We start from the raw sequence: 21,891 nt of genomic DNA, 5'->3' as shown, positions 1-21,891 counted from the left end.
ATATCTAGCCTCTGCTGTTATAATTTGGTGCTTCTTTCGTAATGGAAATATTATGTGGATGGGACTCTCTCAGCCCTGCTCCTGTAATACGAACAAATTGTGCTTCCTGTAATCTTTCGATTGTAGCAGCACCACAGTAGCCCATAGAAGCGCGTAATCCACCAATGTATTGATAAACAACCTCAGCCAATGTACCTTTATAGGGAACACGTCCCACAATACCTTCGGGAACCAATTTTTTGATATCATCTTCTACGTCTTGGAAATAACGATCTTTCGATCCTTTTTCCATGGCTTCGATTGAGCCCATGCCGCGGTAAGATTTAAACTTACGTCCTTCATAGATAATTGTCTCTCCAGGAGCTTCTTCCACGCCTGCGAATAGAGAACCAGCCATAATTGTGCTTGCTCCAGCTGCGATTGCTTTCGCAATATCACCAGTCTGTTTGATACCTCCGTCTGCGATCAATGGCACGCCAGTTCCTTTAAGGGCTTTGGCAACTTCATATACGGCATAAAGCTGCGGAACACCGACACCAGCGATAATACGGGTTGTACAGATAGAGCCCGGTCCGATACCTACTTTTACAGCATCTGCACCTGCTTCAGCCAAAGCTGTTGCTGCTGCACCTGTTGCAATATTTCCAACGATTACCTGTAGGTCAGGGAACTGCGATTTCACCAATTTCAACTTATCGATTACACCTTTAGAATGCCCATGTGCTGTATCGATTGTAACCACATCCACACCTGCTTTCACCAAAGCCTCCACGCGGTCAAGGGTATCTGGTGTAACGCCTACTGCCGCACCAACCAATAAACGACCATGGCTATCTTTGGCAGCATTTGGGTAATGCTTATATTTTTGTATATCTTTAAAGGTAATCAAGCCTTTCAAAATACCTTCTTCATTGACTACTGGAAGTTTTTCGATTTTTTCGTTTTGAAGAATTTCTTCCGCTTTCACTAAATCCGTTCCTTCGGGAGCAACCACAAGATTTTCCTTGGTCATCAATTCATTGATGGGACGGCTCATATCTTTTTGGAAACGAAGATCACGATTCGTCACAATACCGACCAATTGACCTTTTTCGTTCACAACAGGGATTCCACCAATCTTGTGCTCCTTCATAATATTGAAGGCATCACCCACCGTTGCTGTTGCCAATAACGTAACTGGATCCTGAATCATACCGCTCTCAGAGCGTTTTACTTTACGTACTTCAGCAGCTTGTTCTGCAATAGTCATGTTCTTATGTAACATACCAATACCGCCAGCTTGTGCAATCGCAATCGCCAAATCAGCACCGGTTACCGTATCCATTGCTGCAGAAACCAATGGAATATTTAATTTGATTTTTTTTGTTAGCGAAGTGCTCGTATCAACGTCACGGGGTAAAATTTCAGAATAAGCTGGAATTAATAAGACGTCGTCGTAAGTGAGACCTTCTGCTACGAATTTTTGTGGATCTAATTGCATGGCAAATATGTATTGGGTTTTCTATTTGCCAGGCAAATTTAAGAAAAATAAGCAATAATAAAAAATAAAAGATACAAATTACAATCGGAAGACAAATTAGAAACGTTATGAATTAAGACTACATGACGGCCCCTATGTTGGCAATATCATTTTTTGGCAAGCTATTTGCTTTTGTGTAACACGAAAAGTTATTTTAATTAATGAAAATATAAAGATAAGATAATTATGAAAAAGACATTACTCTCATTAGCTGCCGTCGCAGCATTAGCATTTGGCGCACAGGAAGCGAAAGCTCAGTCTCCATTCAGATCAGCGATAGGTGTTGTATTCGATGGTACAACAACTGACTTATGGGGTGTTCAATATAAGCAATCTTTTGGCGGTGCCAACATGGGACAAGCACAGGTGATGTTTGACGACCACGTGGTTGCTGTAGGTGCAGACTACCAATATGCAAGACCCTTCCAAGGCGTGAATGGTTTGGGATGGTATGCCGGCGTTGGTGCACAATTGACATTTATCGACGTAGGAGATAATATTACAAATGTTGCTTTACGTCCTCAACTAGGTTTGGAATTCAAAATTCCAGTTGCTCCGATTGCTTTCCACGCAGACTGGAAACCAGACTGGAGATTGAACCACAATAGTGATTTTGATGCATCAACATTTTCTTTTGGTATCAAATACACATTGAAATAATATAAGCAACTAAACAGTGTAAAAAGGTCCTTCTCGTCTTGAGTAGGGCCTTTTTTTATAAATAAAATCAATTAATATTTCTTTTTTTCTTCAATTCTCCTATTTTTATGCCGTTGACCTAATTGGCATAAATAAAACTTTTCATTCTACAAAAATTTTATACCTTTGCCATTCTTGGTAAAATGTGATTAAACGAGAACTAATTATCAATTACATAAACAGTATTTAACATTAAAATTAATACAATTATAACAGACGATGCAAGGTAAAGGGCTGATTAAACTTTTAGTGATAGTGGTGTCATTAGCGTGTCTATACTCCCTATCATTTACTTGGGTGACCCGCAATGTGGAGCGAGATGCTGAGAATTTTGCCAAAGGAGACTTGGCGAAAGAGAAAAGCTACCTCGACTCAATGGCCGGTGAAGTAGTGTACAATTTAGGTTTTGCAAAATACACCTATCGGGAAGCTAAAGCAAATGAACTCGCTTTGGGATTGGATTTGAAAGGCGGTATGAACGTAACCATGGAGATCTCATTGGACGAAATGATCCGCAATTTGGCGAACAATCCAAAAGATGAGAAATTCAACAAAGCGTTGGAGCAAGCAGTAGCAAAAAGCAAAACGAGTGCAAAAACAGTCGTTGCTTTATTTATGGAGGAATACAAATCCATCGGTGCGACAACGCCACTTTCAACATTCTTCTCAACAAAAGACAATGCTTCTTTAATTAAACCGGGTGATTCAGACTCCAAAGTTGAATCATTCCTTCAAAAAGAAGCAGACAATGCCATCCAAAATTCTTACAAAGTACTTCGTACGCGTATCGACAAATTTGGCGTTGCATCTCCAAACATTCAAATTCAACAAGGTACAAACCGTATTTTAATCGAATTACCTGGTGTAAAAGATGAAAGCCGTGTTCGTAACCTATTACAAGGTTCAGCTAAATTGGAATTCTATGAGACCTATACGAATCAGGAAGTTTATCCAATATTAGAAAATATCGACAAAACTTTAGCTTCAACGTTAAAAGCTGCTCCAGCAGCTACGACAAATGCTGCTGCAGATACAAGCAAAAAATCTGATGATTTATTGTCTAATCTAACCGGTGGTAAGAAAGATGCTAAGAAAGACAGTGCTGCTGTAAATCTAGGTCAGAAAAATCCATTATTTGAAGTATTACGTCCAGCAGTTTATATGGGCGAAAACCAACAAATGGCGCTTATGCCAGGTTCAATGGTTGGTATTGCTTCTTTAAAAGATACAGCAAAAGTAAATGCTTATTTACAACGTCCAGAGGTAAAATCAATCCTACCTGGAAACTTAAAACTTTTATGGGCTGTAAAACCTGAGCAAAAGACACCTGAGCAACTATCATTATATGCAATTAAGGGGGCTGGACAAGACAACGGTGCTGTATTGACAGGAGATGTCATTACGGATGCAACAGCAAACTTTGATGAGAAAAATCAACCTGTGGTTGGTATGCAAATGAACAGCGAAGGTGCACGTGAATGGAAGAAAATTACTGCAAAAGCGGCTCAAAACAGAGATGCAATTGCGATCGTTCTTGATAATGTGGTTTATTCTGCTCCTTCTGTAAACGGTGAAATCCCAAATGGTAGTTCATCAATCTCTGGATCCTTTACGGTAGAAGACACCAAAGATTTAGCAAACGTATTGAAAGCAGGTCGTCTTCCGACAACTGCTAAAATCGTTGAAGAAGCTATTGTGGGACCTACTCTAGGTCAGGCTGCCATCGATGCGGGTGTTAACTCTGCTGTTATCGGTATTATCGTAGTAATGATCTTTATGATCGCTTACTACAATACTGCAGGTATCGTGGCAAACATCGCGGTGTTGTTAAACGTATTTATCATTATGGGGGTATTGGCATCCTTAAATGCTGTACTCACCTTACCGGGTATCGCGGGTATCGTATTAACGATGGGTACTGCGGTCGATGCGAACGTCTTGATTTATGAACGTATCCGTGAAGAACTGGGCTTAGGAAAATCGATCCGTCAGGCTGTTGCAGATGGTTACAAACACGCTTTACCTTCCATCCTGGATTCGCAGATCACAACGTTTTTGATCGGTATTATCTTATTCTTATTTGGTAGCGGTCCAATCTTAGGTTTCGCAACAACATTAATGGTGGGTATCATTACTTCATTGTTTACTGCGATCCTTGTTACTCGTGTTATTTTCGAATGGATGTTGGCGAAAGATTTCAAAATCAAAGTCTCTTTCCCTTGGTCTGCAAATACCTTGCATAATGCAAACTTTAAATTCGTTCAGAAACGTAAAATCTTTTATGCGATTTCAATCGTTGCCGTGTTAATTTCTGCGGCATCAATTTTCACAAAAGGATTCAGTTTAGGTGTAGACTTCCAAGGTGGCCGTACGTATACTGTCCGTTATGATAAACCTGTGGACTTGGAAGCTGTACGTACAAACTTGGATGATATCTTCCAGAAAACAACTGAAGTAAAAGTCTTTGGTGCATCCAACCAACTGCGTATAACAACAACTTACCATATCGAAGAAACTTCGGACACTGCTGATAAAGAGGTATTGGACAAATTAAACCAAGGTTTATCAAAAGTAGATGCTTCCAATAAACATGAGATTCTTTCGTCTCAAAAAGTTGGACCAAGTATCGCTACCGACATCAAATCTAGAGCAACCAGTTCCGCAGTTTTCTCTATCATCATTGTTGCAGCTTACATCCTGATCCGTTTCCATAAATGGGAATATTCAGTTGGAGCAGCTATTGCAACAATTCACGATGCGATTATTTTATTGGGATTATTCTCAATTTTGGATGGTATCGTACCATTCTCATTGGATATTGACCAACACTTTGTGGCAGCGATATTAACTGTAATTGCCTACTCGGTGAATGATACAGTGGTTGTATTTGACCGTTTACGTGAATTCGTATCGAAACCAAATGCGCATAATGAAGATCTAGGCGATGTAGTAAACCATGCGATAAACTCTACTTTAAGTAGAACAATCATCACATCATTGACAATCGTGTTTGTGCTTGCTGTATTGTTTATCTTTGGTGGTGAAGTTATCCGTGGATTCTCATTCGCAATCTTAATCGGTGTTATCGTAGGTACATATTCATCGATTATCTTAGCGGCACCTTCGGTATATGACTTACGTAAAGGAAAGCATTTAGCAGAAGGTAATACAGCTAAAAAAGCTGAAGTCGTAAGACCATAATAGCTAATGTTAATAAAATAAAGAAGGGCGTTCGAATGAACGCCCTTTTTTTATTGCATTCAAATTACTTGTCACACTAAATATTTTAAATATATTTGTTACACTAAATATTTGTATGCTAAACGAAAAATTTGACCGCTACTCTTTCATCTTGGACCAAACGGCCAAGAAAGTAAAACAGTTCGCCCAATCTTCTTTTGCGGAGAAAGGATTTGATATTACTGTAGACCAATGGACCATCTTAAAGGCTTTATACGAAACAGATCAACTTTCACAAAAAGAATTGGCAAAGCGCTGCGGAAAAGACCAGCCCACACTGACACGGATCGTTGATATCCTTCTTAAAAAAAACCTGGCCGAGCGGATCACTGACGAAACGGACCGTCGGAGTCTATACCTCCATTTGACAGAAGAGGGAAAATTAAAAGTAGCATCGCTTACGCCAATTGTTACGGAGATTCGCATGAAGGCCTGGGAAAATCTAGCAGACGAAGATTTCGAAGCTTTTACAAGAATTTTGAATACAATATATAACAACTTAAATATAGAATAGCTATGATAAATACGGATATCTGTATCATCGGAGCAGGACCTGTTGGCCTATTCGCAGTTTTTGAAGCTGGACTTTTAAAAATGCGCTGCCATTTGATCGATGTACTACCTCAAGTGGGCGGTCAGCTTTCGGAGATCTACCCCCATAAACCTATCTACGACATTCCCGGTTATCCAAGTATCACTGCGCAGGAGTTGATCGATAAACAGCTTGAACAGATTAAACCCTTTGACCCCACATTCACCTTAGGCGAGCGTGTGGAACATATCACAAAACAGGACGACGGTTCTTTTATCGTAGAAACCAATGATCATACGATGGTCCATACACAGGTCATTGTCATCGCTGGGGGCTTAGGTTGCTTTGAACCGCGCAAGCCAGAAATCCCAAACCTTCATCTCTTTGAAGGAAAAGGCGTCGATTATATGGTAAAAGATCCCGCCAAATACCGTGATAAAAAAATCGTCATTGCCGGTGGCGGTGACTCCGCGCTCGACTGGACTTTCCATCTTGCAGATATTGCGCAACAGGTCACTTTAATCCACCGAAGTGACTCCTTCAGGGGTGCCCCAGACTCGGCTGAGAAAGTGTTCAAATTGGCCCAGCAGGGTAAGATCAACCTATTATTGTCTCACAATCTGACCAATATCCATGGCAATGGCTACTTGTCCCATGTTGAAACAATCAATAAAGAAAAAGAAGTCATTGCTACAGATGCAGACTATTTTATTCCTTTATATGGTCTTACACCGAAGCTTGGTCCAATTGCAGATTGGGGATTAAATATCGATAAAAATGCCATAGCGGTCGATACGTTCGATTACTCGACCAATATCGAACGAATCTATGCTATTGGAGACATCAACACTTATCCAGGTAAACTGAAACTCATTCTTTGTGGGTACCATGAGGCTGCACTAATGTGTCAAAGTGCGTTCAAATTTGTGTATCCAGATCAAAAATTGACATTCAAATACACAACAGTAAACGGTATAAATACTTTCTAGCCATGGACGATAATTTAATTCAAGTCACTGTTATAGATCGGGATGGGACCGAAAATATCCTGGAAGTTCCGACCGATATCAATCTTTCACTCATGGAGATTTTAAAGGCATCCGACTATGAAATATTGGCCACTTGCGGTGGTATGGCGCTGTGCGCTACCTGCCATGTCGAAGTTGTCGAAGGACTGCATACACTTCCCCAAGCGAGTGATCAAGAACTCGACATGCTGGACACGCTTCCGGATGCCGATGATCAAAGTCGACTTGCCTGTCAGCTGTATCTACACAATAACAACAACGGCATGAAAATCAAGATCAAAGGTGCGCTACAATAGTATCATCATTGTGTATAAAATACACAATGATGATACTATACATCGTTTTTTTTCAAAGGGTACAATGTACACTATAAAGAGCTAAAAATCAAACAACTACAAAACATATTATTGAAAGAATTAGCCTCTTTACAATAAAATTCACAACATATCAGCATAATAAATAAATATTTTTTAGCTTTTTGAGCCAAAATTTAAGATATTTGCAGCTTAATTCGATTGTACCGAATTTTTACAACAAACTATTAAAAATATGCCAAGCAATAGTTCAAATAGAAAATTCCCAAGAGTAATCATTATTGGTGCTGGATTTGGAGGAATTGAAGTTGCTAAAAAGCTTAAAAATAAGGAAGTTGAAGTTCTGTTGCTGGACAGAAATAACTTTCATACTTTTCAACCATTGATGTACCAAGTTGCCACGGGTACTCTTTCAGCGGACTCCATCTCCTTCCCTGTTCGCAAAATGTTCAAAGGTCAAGACAACTTTCATTTTAGACTTGCTGACGTAAAAAGCGTAGACAATGAAGCTAAGATTGTAAGAACAGATGTTGGTGATTTTGACTACGATTATTTAATTGTTGCGACAGGTGCTACCACGAACTTCTTCGGAAATCAGCAAATCACGAAATATGCTTTGCCGATGAAAAATATACAAGAAGCATTAAATATTCGAAGCTATGTTTTACAGAACCTCGAAGAAGCAGTGCGAATAGAAAACCCTGCTGATCGTAAAGCTAATTTGAACTTTGTTATTGTTGGAGGTGGTCCAACAGGTGTAGAACTTTCGGGAGCAATCGCAGAAATTAAAAACAATGTTCTTGAGAAAGATTATCCAGAATTGAAAAAATCTGAGATGTCGGTTTACCTGGTTGAAGGACTTCCAAAAGTATTGGCCAACTTATCTGAAAAATCTTCTAAAGATTCAGAAAAGTACCTCAAAGATTTGGGTGTAGAAGTCTTATTGAATGTTCAGGTAACTGGATATGATGGCAATTCAATTACTTTCGCCGATGGCAGAAGCATTGAAACAAAAACTGTTATCTGGGGAGCAGGTGTAGCTGGGCAGTATCCGAATGGTTTCAAAAAGGAGATTATCCAACGTGGTAACCGTATACAGACAGATGATCAATGCCGTGTTATTGATATGCCAGGGGTCTATGCTATTGGTGATGTTTCGGCATTTATCACAGATGATCTTCCTCGTGGCTTACCTGGTGTTGCACCGGTAGCGCAACAGCAGGGAGCATATGTTGCAAAACACATTCTCCAAACCATGTCCAATCAACCAACAGAGAAATTCAACTATTTTGATAAAGGATCCATGGCTACGGTAGGTCGTAACAAAGCTGTCGTCGACATGGGAAAAATCCATTTCAATGGATTCTTTGGCTGGATGACATGGATGTTTGTCCACTTGATGTCCATCTATGGATTCAGAAATAAATTGATCACATTCGTCAACTGGTCGATCAAATTTTTCACCAAAAACAGTGGCGTGCGTTTGATCTTCCACAAATATGATGAGCCAACTCCAGAGGAAAAACAAGCAGAAACTGCCCACTAACTTCCTATTGAATTCTAAATAAACATATTTCAGTAGCCCGACAGCGGCATTATCCCAAACGATAATGCCGCTGTTTCTTTTATCTTTATTAACCTTCTGAAGCTGTTTCTCTTCGCCATATTAACCTACTGAATAGGCTTCTAAAACGTTGTGACGGCTTCGCTTATCAGCTCTTCATAGTATTTGAGTCTTTAGCTAGTTTTCCAAAACCACCTTTTCACTTTTGGATTCTTGCTCCTTGTGCTCCATGATTTAAAAAACACCCACTTATTTCTTAATTTAACACGGCGTCCGATTAAAAATAACTTCAGCCGGGACGTAAGAATTACAGATTATATTCGTTAAATTTAAAGACAGTTTTTTCCAGATAGAATTTACTTTCAGAATATAGTTTTTTTTGATGTATAACCTCAAAAAGATTAATTTTTTTTGTGTAGGTTTGCATATTATTTTAAAATAGCTTAAGGATTAGCAGATGGGCTTATTTAATTGGTTTACGCAAGAAGTTGCGATTGACTTGGGTACTGCAAATACCCTAATAATTCATAATGACAAAGTAGTAGTGGATGAACCTTCTATTGTTGCATTTGACCGCACCACAAACAAAGTGATCGCCATTGGTCGCCAGGCCATGCAAATGGAGGGTAAAACACACGATAATATAAAGACAGTACGTCCTTTACGTGATGGAGTAATCGCTGATTTTACGGCAGCTGAACACCTGATCAGAGGTATGGTCAAATTGGTAAACAATGGTAAGAGCTGGTTTTTCCCTTCCCTACGTATGGTTGTTTGTATTCCTTCCGGTATTACGGAAGTAGAGAAAAGAGCTGTACGCGATTCAGCGGAAATTGCTGGTGCGAAAGAAGTCTACTTAATTCATGAACCCATGGCTGCTGCTGTCGGCATCGGAATTGATGTGGAAGAACCAATGGGTAATATGATTATCGATATCGGTGGTGGTACCACTGAAATTGCTGTCATCGCTTTATCGGGTATTGTGTGTGACCAATCTATTCGTGTTGCAGGTGATAACTTCGACTCAGACATCGTTCAATACATCAGAAGACAACATAATATCATGATCGGTGAACGTACGGCTGAAAAAATAAAAATTGAAGTTGGTGCGGCTCTTCCTGAGTTACAGGAACCACCAGCAGATTTCGCCGTTCAAGGTCGTGATTTGATGACGGGTGTTCCTAAGCAAATTACTGTTTCATATACCGAAATAGCGCATTGTCTGGATAAGTCCATATCAAAAATTGAGGAAGCGATCTTAAAAGCACTTGAAATCACTCCACCAGAATTATCAGCGGATATTTATCAAACAGGTATTTATCTTACCGGTGGTGGTGCATTGTTGCGTGGTTTGGACCGTCGTATACAAGCGAAAACTAAACTTCCAGTGCATATTGCTGAAGATCCATTACGTGCTGTTGTAAGAGGAACTGGTATTGCACTTAAAAATATTGGACGATTTAAATTCTTGATGCAATCATAACGTTCGATAATTAATAACAATATTTTATTAAAGAGCGATATAATATGCAAAACTATTATATCGCTTGCTTATTAAATACCCACATTAAAAAATGAGAAACCTTTGGTTATTCCTGAGACGATATAATGCATTCTTCTGGTTTATCCTATTTTTTGGATTCTCGTTATTTTTGGTGATCACCAACAATTCTTTCCAACGTAATTCTGTTTTAAATTCTTCAAATAGTATCATCGGAGGCCTGTATGCAAAGGTCAATTCCTGGAAAAGCTACCTGCACCTCGGGGAGACCAACGATGCACTTGCAAAGGAAAATGCACAACTGAGAAAGGACTTACAAGCCTATCGATCAACAGACAGCATCAAGATCGGTCCTGTCCCGGCAATCGATAGCAGTGAGTTTGGGCGTTACGAATTTATTATTGCAAATGTCATCAACAATAGCATTCACCAAAAGGCAAATACGATCACACTCGATAAAGGCAGTAAAGACGGTATAGAGCGAGGTATGGGTGTTATCGCTCCCAACGGAGTAGTTGGTATCGTATTGAATGTTTCCCAAAACTTCTCGACAGTGCAATCCCTATTGCATCCCGATACGCGTATATCCGTAACATTAGGCCACACCGAGGTTTTCGGCTCGTTGGTATGGGGCAATAGCATGGATTACCGCGCGGCAATGGTCAAGGAAATTCCAAACCATATCAAAGTCAACAAAGGAGATAAAGTGTACACCTCAGGATATTCAGGACATTTTCCAAAAGGAATTTTTGTTGGAACGGTCATTCAGACGGGGATCTCTTCAGGAGACGCTTTTTTGGATCTTAGACTATTGTTGAGTACCAATTTCTCCAACTTGCAACATGTCTACGTTGTAAAAGACTTGTTAAATAAAGAATTAAAGACACTAGAAGAATCGACAAAGGACAATGGCTAGGATTTTAATATTTAATATTATTCGATTTATCGTTTTGATAGGGATGCAAGTTTTCCTATTTCAAAATATCGGTTATTACAATCTGGTCGCTGCATTTCCTTATATCTTATTTATTTTTTTACTTCCTACAGGAACACCTAATTTCCTGGTGTATTTGATCGCATTTCTCACGGGACTTACCGTAGATTCGTTTTATGATACCCTTGGGGTCAATACCGCAGCCTGTGTTGCATTGGCAGCCTTCCGTATTTTCTTCATGAAAATTACGCTTGAAGTTGAAGAACGCGAATCTTTCTTTACCCCGATGTTGGGCTTCATGAATATTCGCTGGTTCTTTTCCTACATCTTTTTCGGAACATTGATTCATCATACATTTTTGTATCTCTTGGAATCTTTTTCCTTCCAGCACATCCAATACACCTTATTGAGTATCGTTTTAAGTTGTATATTTACAGTAATTATCATGCTATTATTTAGCATATTATTCTACAAAAAGAAAGATCGGTTGTAGTAAATCGATGGATAGAAATTCATTTCTATGAACAGTTTTTTTGCGCGTAAGTACGTCGTTTCAGGAATCTTTATTGCCATCACATTGACCTTGGTGGCCCGCTTATTCTATTTACAGATCATAGACGATTCCTATATACATTCCGCAAACAGCAATGTCATGCGCAAGGTCATTGTGTACCCCGCCAGAGGGGTTATTTTGGACCGAAAGGGAAAGGTATTGGTTCAGAACGAACCGGTATATGATCTTATGGTTACTCCACGTGAGGTGAAAGAAATCGACACCGCTTTGTTTTGCAAATTGATAGACATTGACAAGGAAGGCTTTATCAAACGGATGGAAAAGGCAAGAGTGCACTCGCCTTACCGTGCATCTATTTTTGAAAAACAGCTGTCTGTACGGACATGGGCTCAATATCAGGAATACCAATATCAATTTCGTGGTTTCTATGTTCAAAAAAGAACAATCCGAAGTTACCCCGACAGCATAGCAGCTCAATTTTTAGGATATGTAAGTGAGGTAAATGATAAAGATATTGAACGCTCCAATGGGTTTTATCGTAGTGGTGACTACATTGGTCGCAGTGGAGTAGAACGCTCTTATGAAGACCTTATTCGTGGAAAACGCGGTGTCAACAACTTAATGGTTGATGCGCTGAACCGTCCGAAAGGGGTATTTATGGAAGGGAAATACGACACACTTGCTGTTGCAGGGGAAGGACTGGTTTCCTCGTTGGATAAAGACCTTCAGATTCTTGGGGAGAACCTCATGAAAAATAAATTGGGATCCATTGTCGCCATTGAGCCTGCAACGGGTGAAATCTTGGCCTATGTCAGTAGCCCGAGTTACAACCCCAACATGATGGTCGGCAGGCAGTCTGGCAATAATTATATGAAATTATTGAAAGACGAAACCAAACCACTTTTTAACCGCCCTATTCAAGCCTCCTACCCTCCAGGCTCTGTATTTAAAGTTGTTTCAGCATTGACTGCGCAGCAGGCTGGTGTTATTGATCGTAATACCGTATTTTTCTGCCCACATGGATACAGCTATGGTGGTGGACGCGGCTGGATGGGCTGTACGCACTATCATGGATCAACCACATTACAGCGCTCTGTAGCCGTATCATGTAATACCTATTATGGTTTTACCTATGCTAAGATGATCGACGGACGTGGGCTTTCGGGACCTAAGGCCTACGATCTATGGCGCAATGCCGTGACACAGTTTGGAATTGGCCATAAACTAGGCATTGATCTACCGGGTGAAAAGCCGGGTTTACTGCCGACATCAGATTTTTATACCAAAAGATACGGTAACGATAAATGGCGTTCAAGTTTCAATATCTCCTTATCAATCGGACAAGGGGAAATGGGAATAACACCGTTGCAAATGGCCAACATTATGGCTATCGTTGCCAACAAAGGCTTTTATTACAGGCCCCATTTGATTAAAGGTATTGGTGCACAGAAAATTGCCAAGAAGGAATTTACCGAAAAAGTCAGTGCCGGAGTGGATGAGCGGTACTATCCTGTTGTTATCCAAGGGATGAGTGATGCTGTTAATACACCCGAAGGTACCGCTTGGGCCAATCGTATCACGGGCATCGAAATGTGCGGAAAAACAGGTACAGCGCAAAACCCACATGGTGAAAACCATGCCGTTTTCTTTGCTTTTGCCCCACGAGAAAACCCTAAAATTGCTATTGCTGTCTTTGTTGAAAACGCGGGTTACGGTGGAACCTGGGCAGGACCTATCGCAAGTATGATGGTTGAGAAATACCTCAAAGACACGATAACTGCGCCAAAATATATTCAGGACCGCATTTATAAAGCAAATTTTCTTCCTGCACCCAAAAAAGTTGTGGATCCAAAGACTAAAGATGTAAAAAAGACAGACTCAGTCAAATCGAAAACTGACACGTTAAAATCAAAACGCCAGCTGGCAGCTTTAACAAAACCAAAGGAAACAATTGTTCACCATAGCGAGATAAAGAGAAGATATGAATAATCAAAAAACAAGTTTTTTTGGAAAGATAGACTGGCTAACCATCACGCTTTGGCTTGCGCTATGCTTAATCGGCTTATTCAATATCCGTGCAGCGGTGTTTAATCCTGAAATGCCCAATTTCTTTACCTTAGGAACCAATTATGGAAAACAGTCTTTATATCTTGTTTCCGCAATTATTCTAGGGGTATCCATTCTCATCATAGACGCGAAATTTTTCAGTTCCGCCTCACCGATATTTTATGGTATAACAGCTGTATTGCTTGTCATCGTGCTCGTGGTAGGGCGAAATGTCGGCGGAAACCAAGCGTGGATTGACCTAGGTTTTTTCCGCTTACAACCTTCTGAGTTTGCCAAACTTTCGACCTGTCTGCTCTTAGCTAACTTTTTGAGCGCTCAGAGCAATAAAGCACCGACCATGCAGACACTGGCCATGGGAGCCGGTATTGTCTTATTTCCTGTATTTTTAGTTATGCTGCAGCCCGATACGGGATCTGCCCTTGCGTTCTTTTCGTTGATTTTTGTATTCTATCGTGAAGGCTATGTAAATAATGAACTGCTTATATTTGGCGGGCTCTGCATTTTACTTTTTGTTCTTTCTTTATTGGTCAATCCTTGGATACTTATCTTGATTTTAGCATTGCTTATTGGCCTTGTCATGTGGAACTACCGCAAGAGAAGAAAATACATTATCAATCTCAGTATACTTTTTGCTGCATGCGCTGTATTTATTCTCTGTGTGGACCTGGTGTATGAGCATGTGCTACAACCTCATCAACGTGACCGTATTGACATTATCCTGGGTAAAATGGAAGACCCTAAAGGAAAAGGATATAATTTGAATCAATCGAAGATTGCAATTGGATCAGGACAGCTCCTAGGCAAGGGTTACCTGCAGGGAACGCAAACAAAATACAACTTTGTACCTGAGCAGAGCACGGACTTTATTTTTTGCACCGTTGGAGAAGAATGGGGATTTGTTGGATCGGTTACCTTATTACTTATCTATCTCACCCTACTGCTTCGCATTATTCATATAGCCGAACGACAGCGTTCAGCCTTCGCCAGGATATATGCATACGGTGTAGCGTCCATTCTCTTTTTTCACTTATTCATCAATATCGGTATGACCATCGGTATTGTTCCAGTTATCGGTATTCCGCTGCCTTTTATCAGTTATGGTGGTTCATCCTTATGGAGTTTCACCATTTTACTGTTCATCATGCTTAAATTTGATTCAAATAGAAAAGGAGTNNACTCCTTTTCTATTTGAATCAATATTTAATTCTTTTCAACTCTTTTACCGCATCATTGAGAAAAACTATCATCGCCTCTGCATGACGCAGAAAAATTGTTAAATGCGTTCCAAAACGAGCTGTATGGCCTTATCAACAACTTCTTCAGGTGCGGAAGAAAACCGGCCATCTACCCGACTTGCCAAGATCGCATTGATGGATAAAGCTTGATGTCCAAACATATTAGCCAACGCATAAATACCAGCTGTTTCCATTTCCAGGTTGGTGAAGCGCTGACCTTTATATTGAAAGGAGTTGATCAAATCTATAAAATTAGGAATCGTATTCGTGGAGCGGACAGTCCTTCCCTGCGGAGCATAAAATCCGGGCGCAGTTAACGTAACTCCCTTCGGTAAATCAAAGGCAATTCGATCCAAAAGGCCTGCACCAGCTTTCGCAACGTAGGGGTTTAGGTTTAATGCAGAGAAATATTTGGCTAGTTCTACCTGAAGCGCCTGCTCCTCGCCGTCGTAAGATCCCCGATAATAGTTCATCAAGGCATCAAGACCTACTCCATAAGCAGAAGCTAAAATAGTTCCCATCTCGACATCTTGTTGTACTGCTCCAGATGTTCCAATGCGTACAATATGCAATGAGCTGAGCGTCGACTTTACTGTTCTATTGGCAAAATCAATATTTGCTAGTGCATCCAGTTCATTCAACACAATGTCAATATTATCAGTACCTATACCTGTTGAGATTACCGTCAACCGTTTATTTCCCAGATAGCCGGTATGCGTAATAAACTCACGCTTCCCTTTTTTGAGTTCAATCCGGTCAAAGTACTTCGATACTTTGGCTACACGGTCTGGATCGCCAACAGTAATTACTGTACTTGCCAGATCTTCCGGCAGCAAATTCAGATGATATATACTTCCATCTGCGTTTAAAATCAATTCCGATTCGTTGATCATATTGTATACAAATAGGTTAACTGACAGCCTTCTATTTTGGAAAACCGATCCACAATTCGATTGACCTGCATTTTTCGGACTTCAAACTCCAAATAACACCGATTATCAAATTCCTGCTTTTCAATTTCCACGCCCTCTTCCTTTATGATCCGCATAATATCATTCATATGCAGGTAATCAAAGGTAATACTATAATGGTCATTCACTGTACGCTCGATAATTTCGGCATGGGTCAAAGCATCTTGGGTTGCTGATTTGTAGGCATTGATCAAGCCTGGAACCCCCAACAAGGTACCGCCGAAATAACGAACGACAATTACGATAACGTTGGTGACATCCATAGACAGCAGAACGTTTAAAATAGGCCGTCCTGCAGTTCCCGAAGGTTCTCCATCATCATTCACACGAAAGACCGCACGATCTGGTGTGAGGCGATAAGCCCAACAATGATGCCTCGCTTTCGGATGAATCGCTTTCACTTCCAAAATCAGATCTTTTAGTTGATCTTCGGATTTAAAAGGAAAAGCATATGCAATAAACTTACTGCCTTTATCCCTAAAAATTCCCTCATATTTTGCTTCAATAGTCCGGTAAGTATCTTCAAATAAACTCATAGATATGCTATGATTAAAACTGAAACAATAGAAAGCGCTATGCCTAAATAATTCAACAACGATAACCTTTCCTTAAAAAATAAGACGCCGATTAATGCACCCAATGAAATCACACCAATGTTCATCCCCGTAAATACAACTGATGGATTTTCTGGTAGCGCACGATGCGCTTTCATATAGAAAAGGATGTTAAAGAAGTTAAATACACCCAAAACCAATCCATAGCCCATAGCTTGCTTTGAAAAATGTTGCTTTTCCACAAAAAGGAAATACAGCAATAGCACCATTGCAATACACATCGCCATCACAAAGATAATAAATAGGGAACTGATATAAGGTATATTGACATGCAAGGCAACCTGTTTGAAGAGGATATCAATTATGCCCATACCGATAAATACCAATAACGGGTAAAGCGCTTTATAACGGCTGTCTGCCGAGCTAACATGCTGATTCTTTTGCCAACCAATAGAACACAGGATGGCCAATAAACCAAGGGCTATTCCCAGCATCTTGTGTCCTTCCATTTTTTCATGAAAAAAGAAAAATGATGCAAGCAAGGGAATGAACAACGATAGGCGCTGTGCGATCTCTGTCTTGACCAGACCGCTATAGCGAATGGACAAAGCAATAAAAACAAACATTCCCGGAAGTAATACCGCCAAACTCGTATACAACGTCATCGGCATTGCATCCCATACGAACGATTTTAGATCTGGTTGTAAGACAAAATAGGTCAGTGCAACTGCCATGGGGTAATTCCAAACGATAACCTGTTTGGTTTCGACTCCATTTTGTTTTGCCAATTTTAATAAAACAGCGACGGTAACGCTGCAGATGACACTTAATAAAACAAAAATCATGATTCAAATTTCATTTATCGCCAAAGACCACGCTTCTCCTGACGAGCCTGACGTTCCAATTTTACAAATAATTCTGCATATTGTACATTTGGTGCCAGCGTATAGGATACTGCATACCCTTGTTCAACCAAATCCCGATTGATAAATTTCTTTCCAACATACACATAGGCAAGAAGTCTTCCATACCGATCCCGTTTTCCGACGTCAAAGACCAACTTCACACTTTTCCCGTTCAACATCGCCGTTAAGTACTGTTTCGCTTCTTGACCATAGTACCCGATTTCCTTCCGCGCAGTACGTCTCGTTTCCGGAGCATCTACCCCTATTAACCTAACTTTCTCCCCTTTTGGGGTTCCATTTTCAATGACAAAGGTATCGCCATCAATAACACGCTTTACTTTCGCGTCCTTTTCCTCTCCTTTAAAAGTGAAACCTGTCAACAACAAACAGATCACACTGCCACACACATAAAAATTAATTCGTTTTAGCATAAAATCCAGCGTTTGCCCAAAGGTAGTAAAATACTTCTTTAACAAAACAGCTAAAAAAAGCGATTATATTAACATTAAAAACACATAAATTTAATATAAAAATATAGCTAAAAAACACACAAAAAACTAATCAATTTTGGTGCATAAAATAGCTAAAAACTAAAGCTTATTAGAGAATAAAATTGTTGTAAAAAAAATACAAATAACTTATTTACAACATTATAACAAAATAAATATTCAAAAAAAAATAACAATAAACCAATAAAATTAAGCTAGAAAAACACATTAAAAATGCGTCAAAAAACCATTAAATAAATCAGATATTTTTAATAAAAAATTATTTTTTTCTTTGATATTTCAAAAACATTCGTACATTTGAAATGTCAAACAACAACAGGATGAACAGAACATATACATATTTCTATTTTAACTTCTTTTATTTTAAAAATAAGAGCCGGGATTAGATTGTGTATAAATCATAAAAAATACAAACAAGAAGAGTCCCGGTTCAAATGATCGGGACTCTTTTTTTTGGAGACAACATAGCGAACAAAAAACAATGAGTTTAAAAATTGCAATACAGGGAGCAAAGGCTTCATTTCATGAAGAGGCCGCATTTAAATTTTTCGGAAGAGAAGTTGAGATTGTAGAATGTGATTCATTTAAAAAAACTTGTGAATTGCTGAAGCAAAGAAAAGTCGACTATATCGTTATGGCCATCGAAAATTCAATTGCGGGAAGCTTATTGCCGAATTATAATTTATTGAGAGATTACAAGTTCCATATCACTGGGGAGGTTTACCTAAACATCCAACAGAATCTCATGGTATTGCCGGGCGTAAAATTAAAGGACATCAAACACATCGAATCGCATCCGATTGCCATTCGCCAATGTGAAGAATTTCTTTCTGAACTTGAAGGTGTACGTATAACCGAGGGATCTGATACGGCTGCAACTGCAAAAATGATTGCCGAGCGAAAATTGACGGATACTGCGGCAATTGCAGGGACATTGGCCGCTGAAATATATGGTCTTGAAATATTAGAAAAGAGAATCGAAACCAATAAAAAGAACGCAACGCGTTTCCTCGTACTATCGAATGAGGTTGTCGAACATAAAAATGCCAATAAAGCGTCATTATCATTCCAAACAGGAAATACAGTGGGATCTCTGGCGACTATTTTACAATGTTTTGCTGAACAGAATATCAACTTGAGCAAGATTCAGTCAATGCCGGTAATCGGAAAACGCAATGAATATGATTTTTTCGTCGACGTAGAATGGAAAAAACAAACAGACTACGAAGCAGCTATACGTAAAGTACTCAAACATAGTGTCAATTTCAATATTATGGGCGAGTATGTCAAAAACGAAAAACTATAATTAACAATTTACGCAGACAATATTAAAATAGATAATCAAACTTAACATGAAAAATACATTAGACATCACTCCTTTAAAATCTTGGTTGGATACAGGAGACAAACCTTTAATTATCGCAGGTCCTTGTAGCGCAGAAACAGAAGAGCAGCTGGTATCAACAGCGCATTTGTTGGCAAATACCGGAAAAGTAAATATTTTACGCGCTGGTATCTGGAAGCCACGTACACGTCCGGGAGAATTTGAAGGTATCGGTTCAATTGGTTTGGAGTGGTTGAAAAGAGCGAAAGAAGAAACAGGTTTATTAACAGCTACTGAAGTTGCTACAGCAAAACACGTGGAAGAAGCTTTGGCTGCTGGTGTGGATGTACTATGGGTAGGTGCACGTTCAACGGCAAATCCATTTACTGTACAAGAAATTGCTGATGCTTTGCAAGGCGTAGATATTCCAGTATTTGTTAAAAACCCTGTAAACCCCGATTTATCGCTGTGGATCGGTGCATTGGAACGTATCAACCGTGCTGGTATCAAAAAATTAGGTGCTATTCATAGAGGCTTCTCATCGTACGAGAAAACAGCATTCCGTAATGAACCAATGTGGGATTTAGCGATTCAGTTAAAAACGGCTTGTCCAAACCTACCGATCATCAACGATCCAAGTCACATCTGTGGAAACCGCGAATTGTTACCATACATCGCACAAAAAGCAATGGATATGGATATGCAAGGATTGATTATCGAATCACATATCGATCCATCTGTCGCTTGGACTGACGCAAAACAACAAGTAACGCCAGCTGCATTGGCCGAGTTGATCGACCACTTGACGTTACGTAAAGCTGCTTCGGACAACCCTTCATTTGAAGATAAATTAGCAGAATTGCGTAGCAACATCGACAAATTAGATGATTTGATCATCCAAAAAATTGGTGAACGCATGAAAATTGCTGAGAAAATCGGCGAATACAAACGCGATAACAACGTGACAATTTTGCAAGTTAACCGTTGGGATGAAATTGTTCAAAAACGCACAAAATTAGCGGAAGCGCTTTCTTTGGGTAGCGAATTTGCGACGAAATTCCTGGAATTAATCCACAACGAATCTATCCGCAAACAAAATGCGGTCATGAATACGCAAGAGCAACCAACAGCAGAAGCATAATGAATCAACAAGTCATCACGCTGACGCATCCTGCAAAAAAGATACAGGGCACGGTCCAACTCACAGGTTCAAAATCTGAGAGCAACCGTGCTCTTATTATCCAATCGCTGAGCAAAGGACAAGTTGAAATAGCCAACCTCTCTGAGGCTGCAGATACGGTTACTCTAAACCGCGTATTAAAAATCGCGTCAGAACCGCAACCTGGTTATAATACAATTGACATAGGCCCTGCAGGAACAGCTATGCGCTTCCTTACAGCTTACCTCAACCTTGTTAAAGGCAATTTTATCCTGACAGGGACAGAGCGCATGCAACAGCGTCCAATTGGGATATTGGTCGATGCCATGAAAGAAATTGGTGCCGAAATCCATTATGAAAAAAAGGTGGGTTACCCTCCTTTGAAGATTGAAGGCGGATTATTTCAAGGAAAAGACCGTGTTAAGATTAAAGGAAATATCAGCAGTCAATATATATCGGCCCTGCTATTAATTGCTCCGGCATTAAAAAAGGGACTTACCTTAGAGATTGAAGGCGAATTAACTTCCAGACCTTATGTATCCATGACTTTGGATATGCTTAAAAGTGTCGGGATCCAATATGAATGGACGGAGAATGCGATTAAAATTGCACCGCAAGCATTTGAAAAGCAAACCATATATGTCGAACCAGATTGGAGCGCAGCATCCTATTGGTATGCTATTGTAGCACTAGCTGATGCAGATGCCTCGATCGTATTGCCCGGGCTAAGACAACATAGTTTACAGGGCGATATTGCCATCATAAGCATTATGGAACATTTTGGGGTTTATTCGAGCTTTGAATCGGATGGATTGCATTTAACTAAAAAAGAAATCAATTCAGACAAAACCTTGTTCGACTTTAAAGAATGCCCTGATCTTGCGCAAACAGTAGTCGTTGTCGCAGCTGCTTTAAAACGTGATGTTTCCTTTACAGGTCTAGAAACCTTAAAGATTAAAGAGACCGACCGTATTGCTGCATTGCAGACCGAAATCGCGAAGTTCGGTGCTGAATTGATCGAAGATGGTGACACATACCATCTGAAAACTGCAGGTGTATATCAACCAGAAGATGTGACCTTCGAGACTTACGAGGATCACCGCATGGCGATGGCATTCGCACCTTTGGCTTTAGTTTTTGACCAAATCAAGATTGCTGAACCTCAAGTTGTAGAAAAGTCATATCCTGATTTTTGGAAACATTTACAAGCGCAAGCTTTTATAATTGACTAACATATCAAAAACAGGGATTAACATCAATATTAATCTCTGTTTTATGATACAATCTCCCAGATAGCCTTTTAGCTTGGGACAAAAATTGTA

At 39.8% G+C, this 21,891-nt stretch carries 19 protein-coding genes; 14 read left to right on the top strand and 5 right to left on the bottom strand.

Annotation, left to right across the window (positions count from 1 at the left end; genetic code table 11):
• Nucleotides 1–4: 4 nt before the first annotated feature.
• On the bottom strand, nt 5–1,480 hold the full coding sequence (gene guaB / locus B4Z90_RS20990; RefSeq protein ID WP_070565990.1) for an IMP dehydrogenase: 1,476 nt from the start codon (nt 1,478–1,480) through the stop codon (nt 5–7).
• A 225-nt stretch (nt 1,481–1,705) separates the two neighbouring features.
• Here guaB and B4Z90_RS20985 point away from each other — a divergent pair, with 225 nt between their 5' ends.
• The 11 genes from B4Z90_RS20985 to rodA all read left to right on the top strand — a co-directional run bounded on the left by B4Z90_RS20985 (nt 1,706) and on the right by rodA (nt 15,104).
• Nucleotides 1,706–2,179: a hypothetical protein gene (locus B4Z90_RS20985; protein WP_070565992.1), complete on the top strand. Its 474-nt coding sequence runs from the start codon at nt 1,706–1,708 to the stop codon at nt 2,177–2,179.
• A 258-nt stretch (nt 2,180–2,437) separates the two neighbouring features.
• Entirely contained in the window at nt 2,438–5,419 is a 2,982-nt protein-coding gene (gene secDF, locus B4Z90_RS20980) for a protein translocase subunit SecDF (protein ID WP_286803234.1), read from the top strand.
• Between the two features lie 115 nt (nt 5,420–5,534).
• Nucleotides 5,535–5,972, top strand: coding sequence for a MarR family winged helix-turn-helix transcriptional regulator (locus B4Z90_RS20975; RefSeq protein WP_070565996.1), 438 nt, complete (start codon nt 5,535–5,537; stop codon nt 5,970–5,972).
• A gap of 2 nt (nt 5,973–5,974) precedes the next feature.
• Nucleotides 5,975–6,979, top strand: a complete 1,005-nt coding sequence (locus B4Z90_RS20970; protein WP_159333287.1) for an NAD(P)/FAD-dependent oxidoreductase — start codon at nt 5,975–5,977, stop codon at nt 6,977–6,979.
• Between the two features lie 2 nt (nt 6,980–6,981).
• Nucleotides 6,982–7,314 carry a 2Fe-2S iron-sulfur cluster-binding protein gene (locus B4Z90_RS20965; protein WP_070566000.1) on the top strand — a complete coding sequence of 111 codons (333 nt, stop codon included), beginning with the start codon at nt 6,982–6,984 and terminating at the stop codon, nt 7,312–7,314.
• A gap of 253 nt (nt 7,315–7,567) precedes the next feature.
• On the top strand, nt 7,568–8,878 hold the full coding sequence (locus B4Z90_RS20960; protein WP_070566001.1) for an NAD(P)/FAD-dependent oxidoreductase: 1,311 nt from the start codon (nt 7,568–7,570) through the stop codon (nt 8,876–8,878).
• A 475-nt stretch (nt 8,879–9,353) separates the two neighbouring features.
• Entirely contained in the window at nt 9,354–10,379 is a 1,026-nt protein-coding gene (locus B4Z90_RS20955) for a rod shape-determining protein (RefSeq protein ID WP_046671815.1), read from the top strand.
• Nucleotides 10,380–10,470: 91 nt separating this feature from the next.
• Nucleotides 10,471–11,313, top strand: coding sequence for a rod shape-determining protein MreC (gene mreC, locus B4Z90_RS20950; RefSeq protein ID WP_070566004.1), 843 nt, complete (start codon nt 10,471–10,473; stop codon nt 11,311–11,313).
• Nucleotides 11,306–11,824: a hypothetical protein gene (locus B4Z90_RS20945; RefSeq protein ID WP_046671817.1), complete on the top strand. Its 519-nt coding sequence runs from the start codon at nt 11,306–11,308 to the stop codon at nt 11,822–11,824. Before mreC ends, B4Z90_RS20945 begins: the two co-directional genes overlap by 8 nt.
• 27 nt (nt 11,825–11,851) lie before the next feature.
• A complete protein-coding gene (mrdA, locus tag B4Z90_RS20940) occupies nt 11,852–13,834 on the top strand; it encodes a penicillin-binding protein 2 (protein ID WP_286803231.1) in 1,983 nt (660 codons plus the stop codon).
• Entirely contained in the window at nt 13,827–15,104 is a 1,278-nt protein-coding gene (rodA, locus tag B4Z90_RS20935; RefSeq protein WP_286767644.1) for a rod shape-determining protein RodA, read from the top strand. The genes mrdA and rodA overlap by 8 nt, the downstream gene beginning before the upstream one ends.
• A gap of 81 nt (nt 15,105–15,185) precedes the next feature.
• Here rodA and B4Z90_RS20930 read toward each other — a convergent pair whose 3' ends face one another.
• Genes B4Z90_RS20930 through B4Z90_RS20915 form a run of 4 tightly spaced genes read right to left on the bottom strand, consistent with a single transcriptional unit; the run spans nt 15,186 to nt 18,008 of the window.
• Nucleotides 15,186–16,040 (bottom strand): nucleoside phosphorylase, encoded by an 855-nt coding sequence (locus B4Z90_RS20930; RefSeq protein WP_070566009.1) that lies wholly within the window; start codon nt 16,038–16,040, stop codon nt 15,186–15,188.
• A complete protein-coding gene (locus B4Z90_RS20925; protein WP_070566011.1) occupies nt 16,037–16,654 on the bottom strand; it encodes an IMPACT family protein in 618 nt (205 codons plus the stop codon). Before B4Z90_RS20925 ends, B4Z90_RS20930 begins: the two co-directional genes overlap by 4 nt.
• Nucleotides 16,651–17,517, bottom strand: coding sequence for a transporter (locus tag B4Z90_RS20920; RefSeq protein ID WP_070566013.1), 867 nt, complete (start codon nt 17,515–17,517; stop codon nt 16,651–16,653). Before B4Z90_RS20920 ends, B4Z90_RS20925 begins: the two co-directional genes overlap by 4 nt.
• Nucleotides 17,518–17,531: 14 nt before the next feature.
• On the bottom strand, nt 17,532–18,008 hold the full coding sequence (locus tag B4Z90_RS20915) for a thermonuclease family protein (RefSeq protein ID WP_070566015.1): 477 nt from the start codon (nt 18,006–18,008) through the stop codon (nt 17,532–17,534).
• A gap of 559 nt (nt 18,009–18,567) precedes the next feature.
• Here B4Z90_RS20915 and B4Z90_RS20910 point away from each other — a divergent pair.
• The 3 genes from B4Z90_RS20910 to aroA are packed head-to-tail and all read left to right on the top strand — an operon-like array spanning nt 18,568 to nt 21,801.
• Nucleotides 18,568–19,392: a prephenate dehydratase gene (locus B4Z90_RS20910; protein ID WP_046671823.1), complete on the top strand. Its 825-nt coding sequence runs from the start codon at nt 18,568–18,570 to the stop codon at nt 19,390–19,392.
• 46 nt (nt 19,393–19,438) lie between these two features.
• Complete coding sequence (locus tag B4Z90_RS20905) at nt 19,439–20,551, top strand: chorismate mutase (RefSeq protein WP_046671824.1); 1,113 nt, start codon at nt 19,439–19,441, stop codon at nt 20,549–20,551.
• Nucleotides 20,551–21,801, top strand: a complete 1,251-nt coding sequence (aroA, locus tag B4Z90_RS20900; protein WP_070566017.1) for a 3-phosphoshikimate 1-carboxyvinyltransferase — start codon at nt 20,551–20,553, stop codon at nt 21,799–21,801. Before B4Z90_RS20905 ends, aroA begins: the two co-directional genes overlap by 1 nt.
• Nucleotides 21,802–21,891 lie beyond the last annotated feature (90 nt).

Source organism: Sphingobacterium sp. UBA5639 (assembly GCF_002421245.1).
Lineage (GTDB): Bacteria > Bacteroidota > Bacteroidia > Sphingobacteriales > Sphingobacteriaceae > Sphingobacterium > Sphingobacterium multivorum.
Note: the sequence above shows the minus strand (reverse complement) of the source record. Positions and strands in the feature narration are given on the sequence as shown.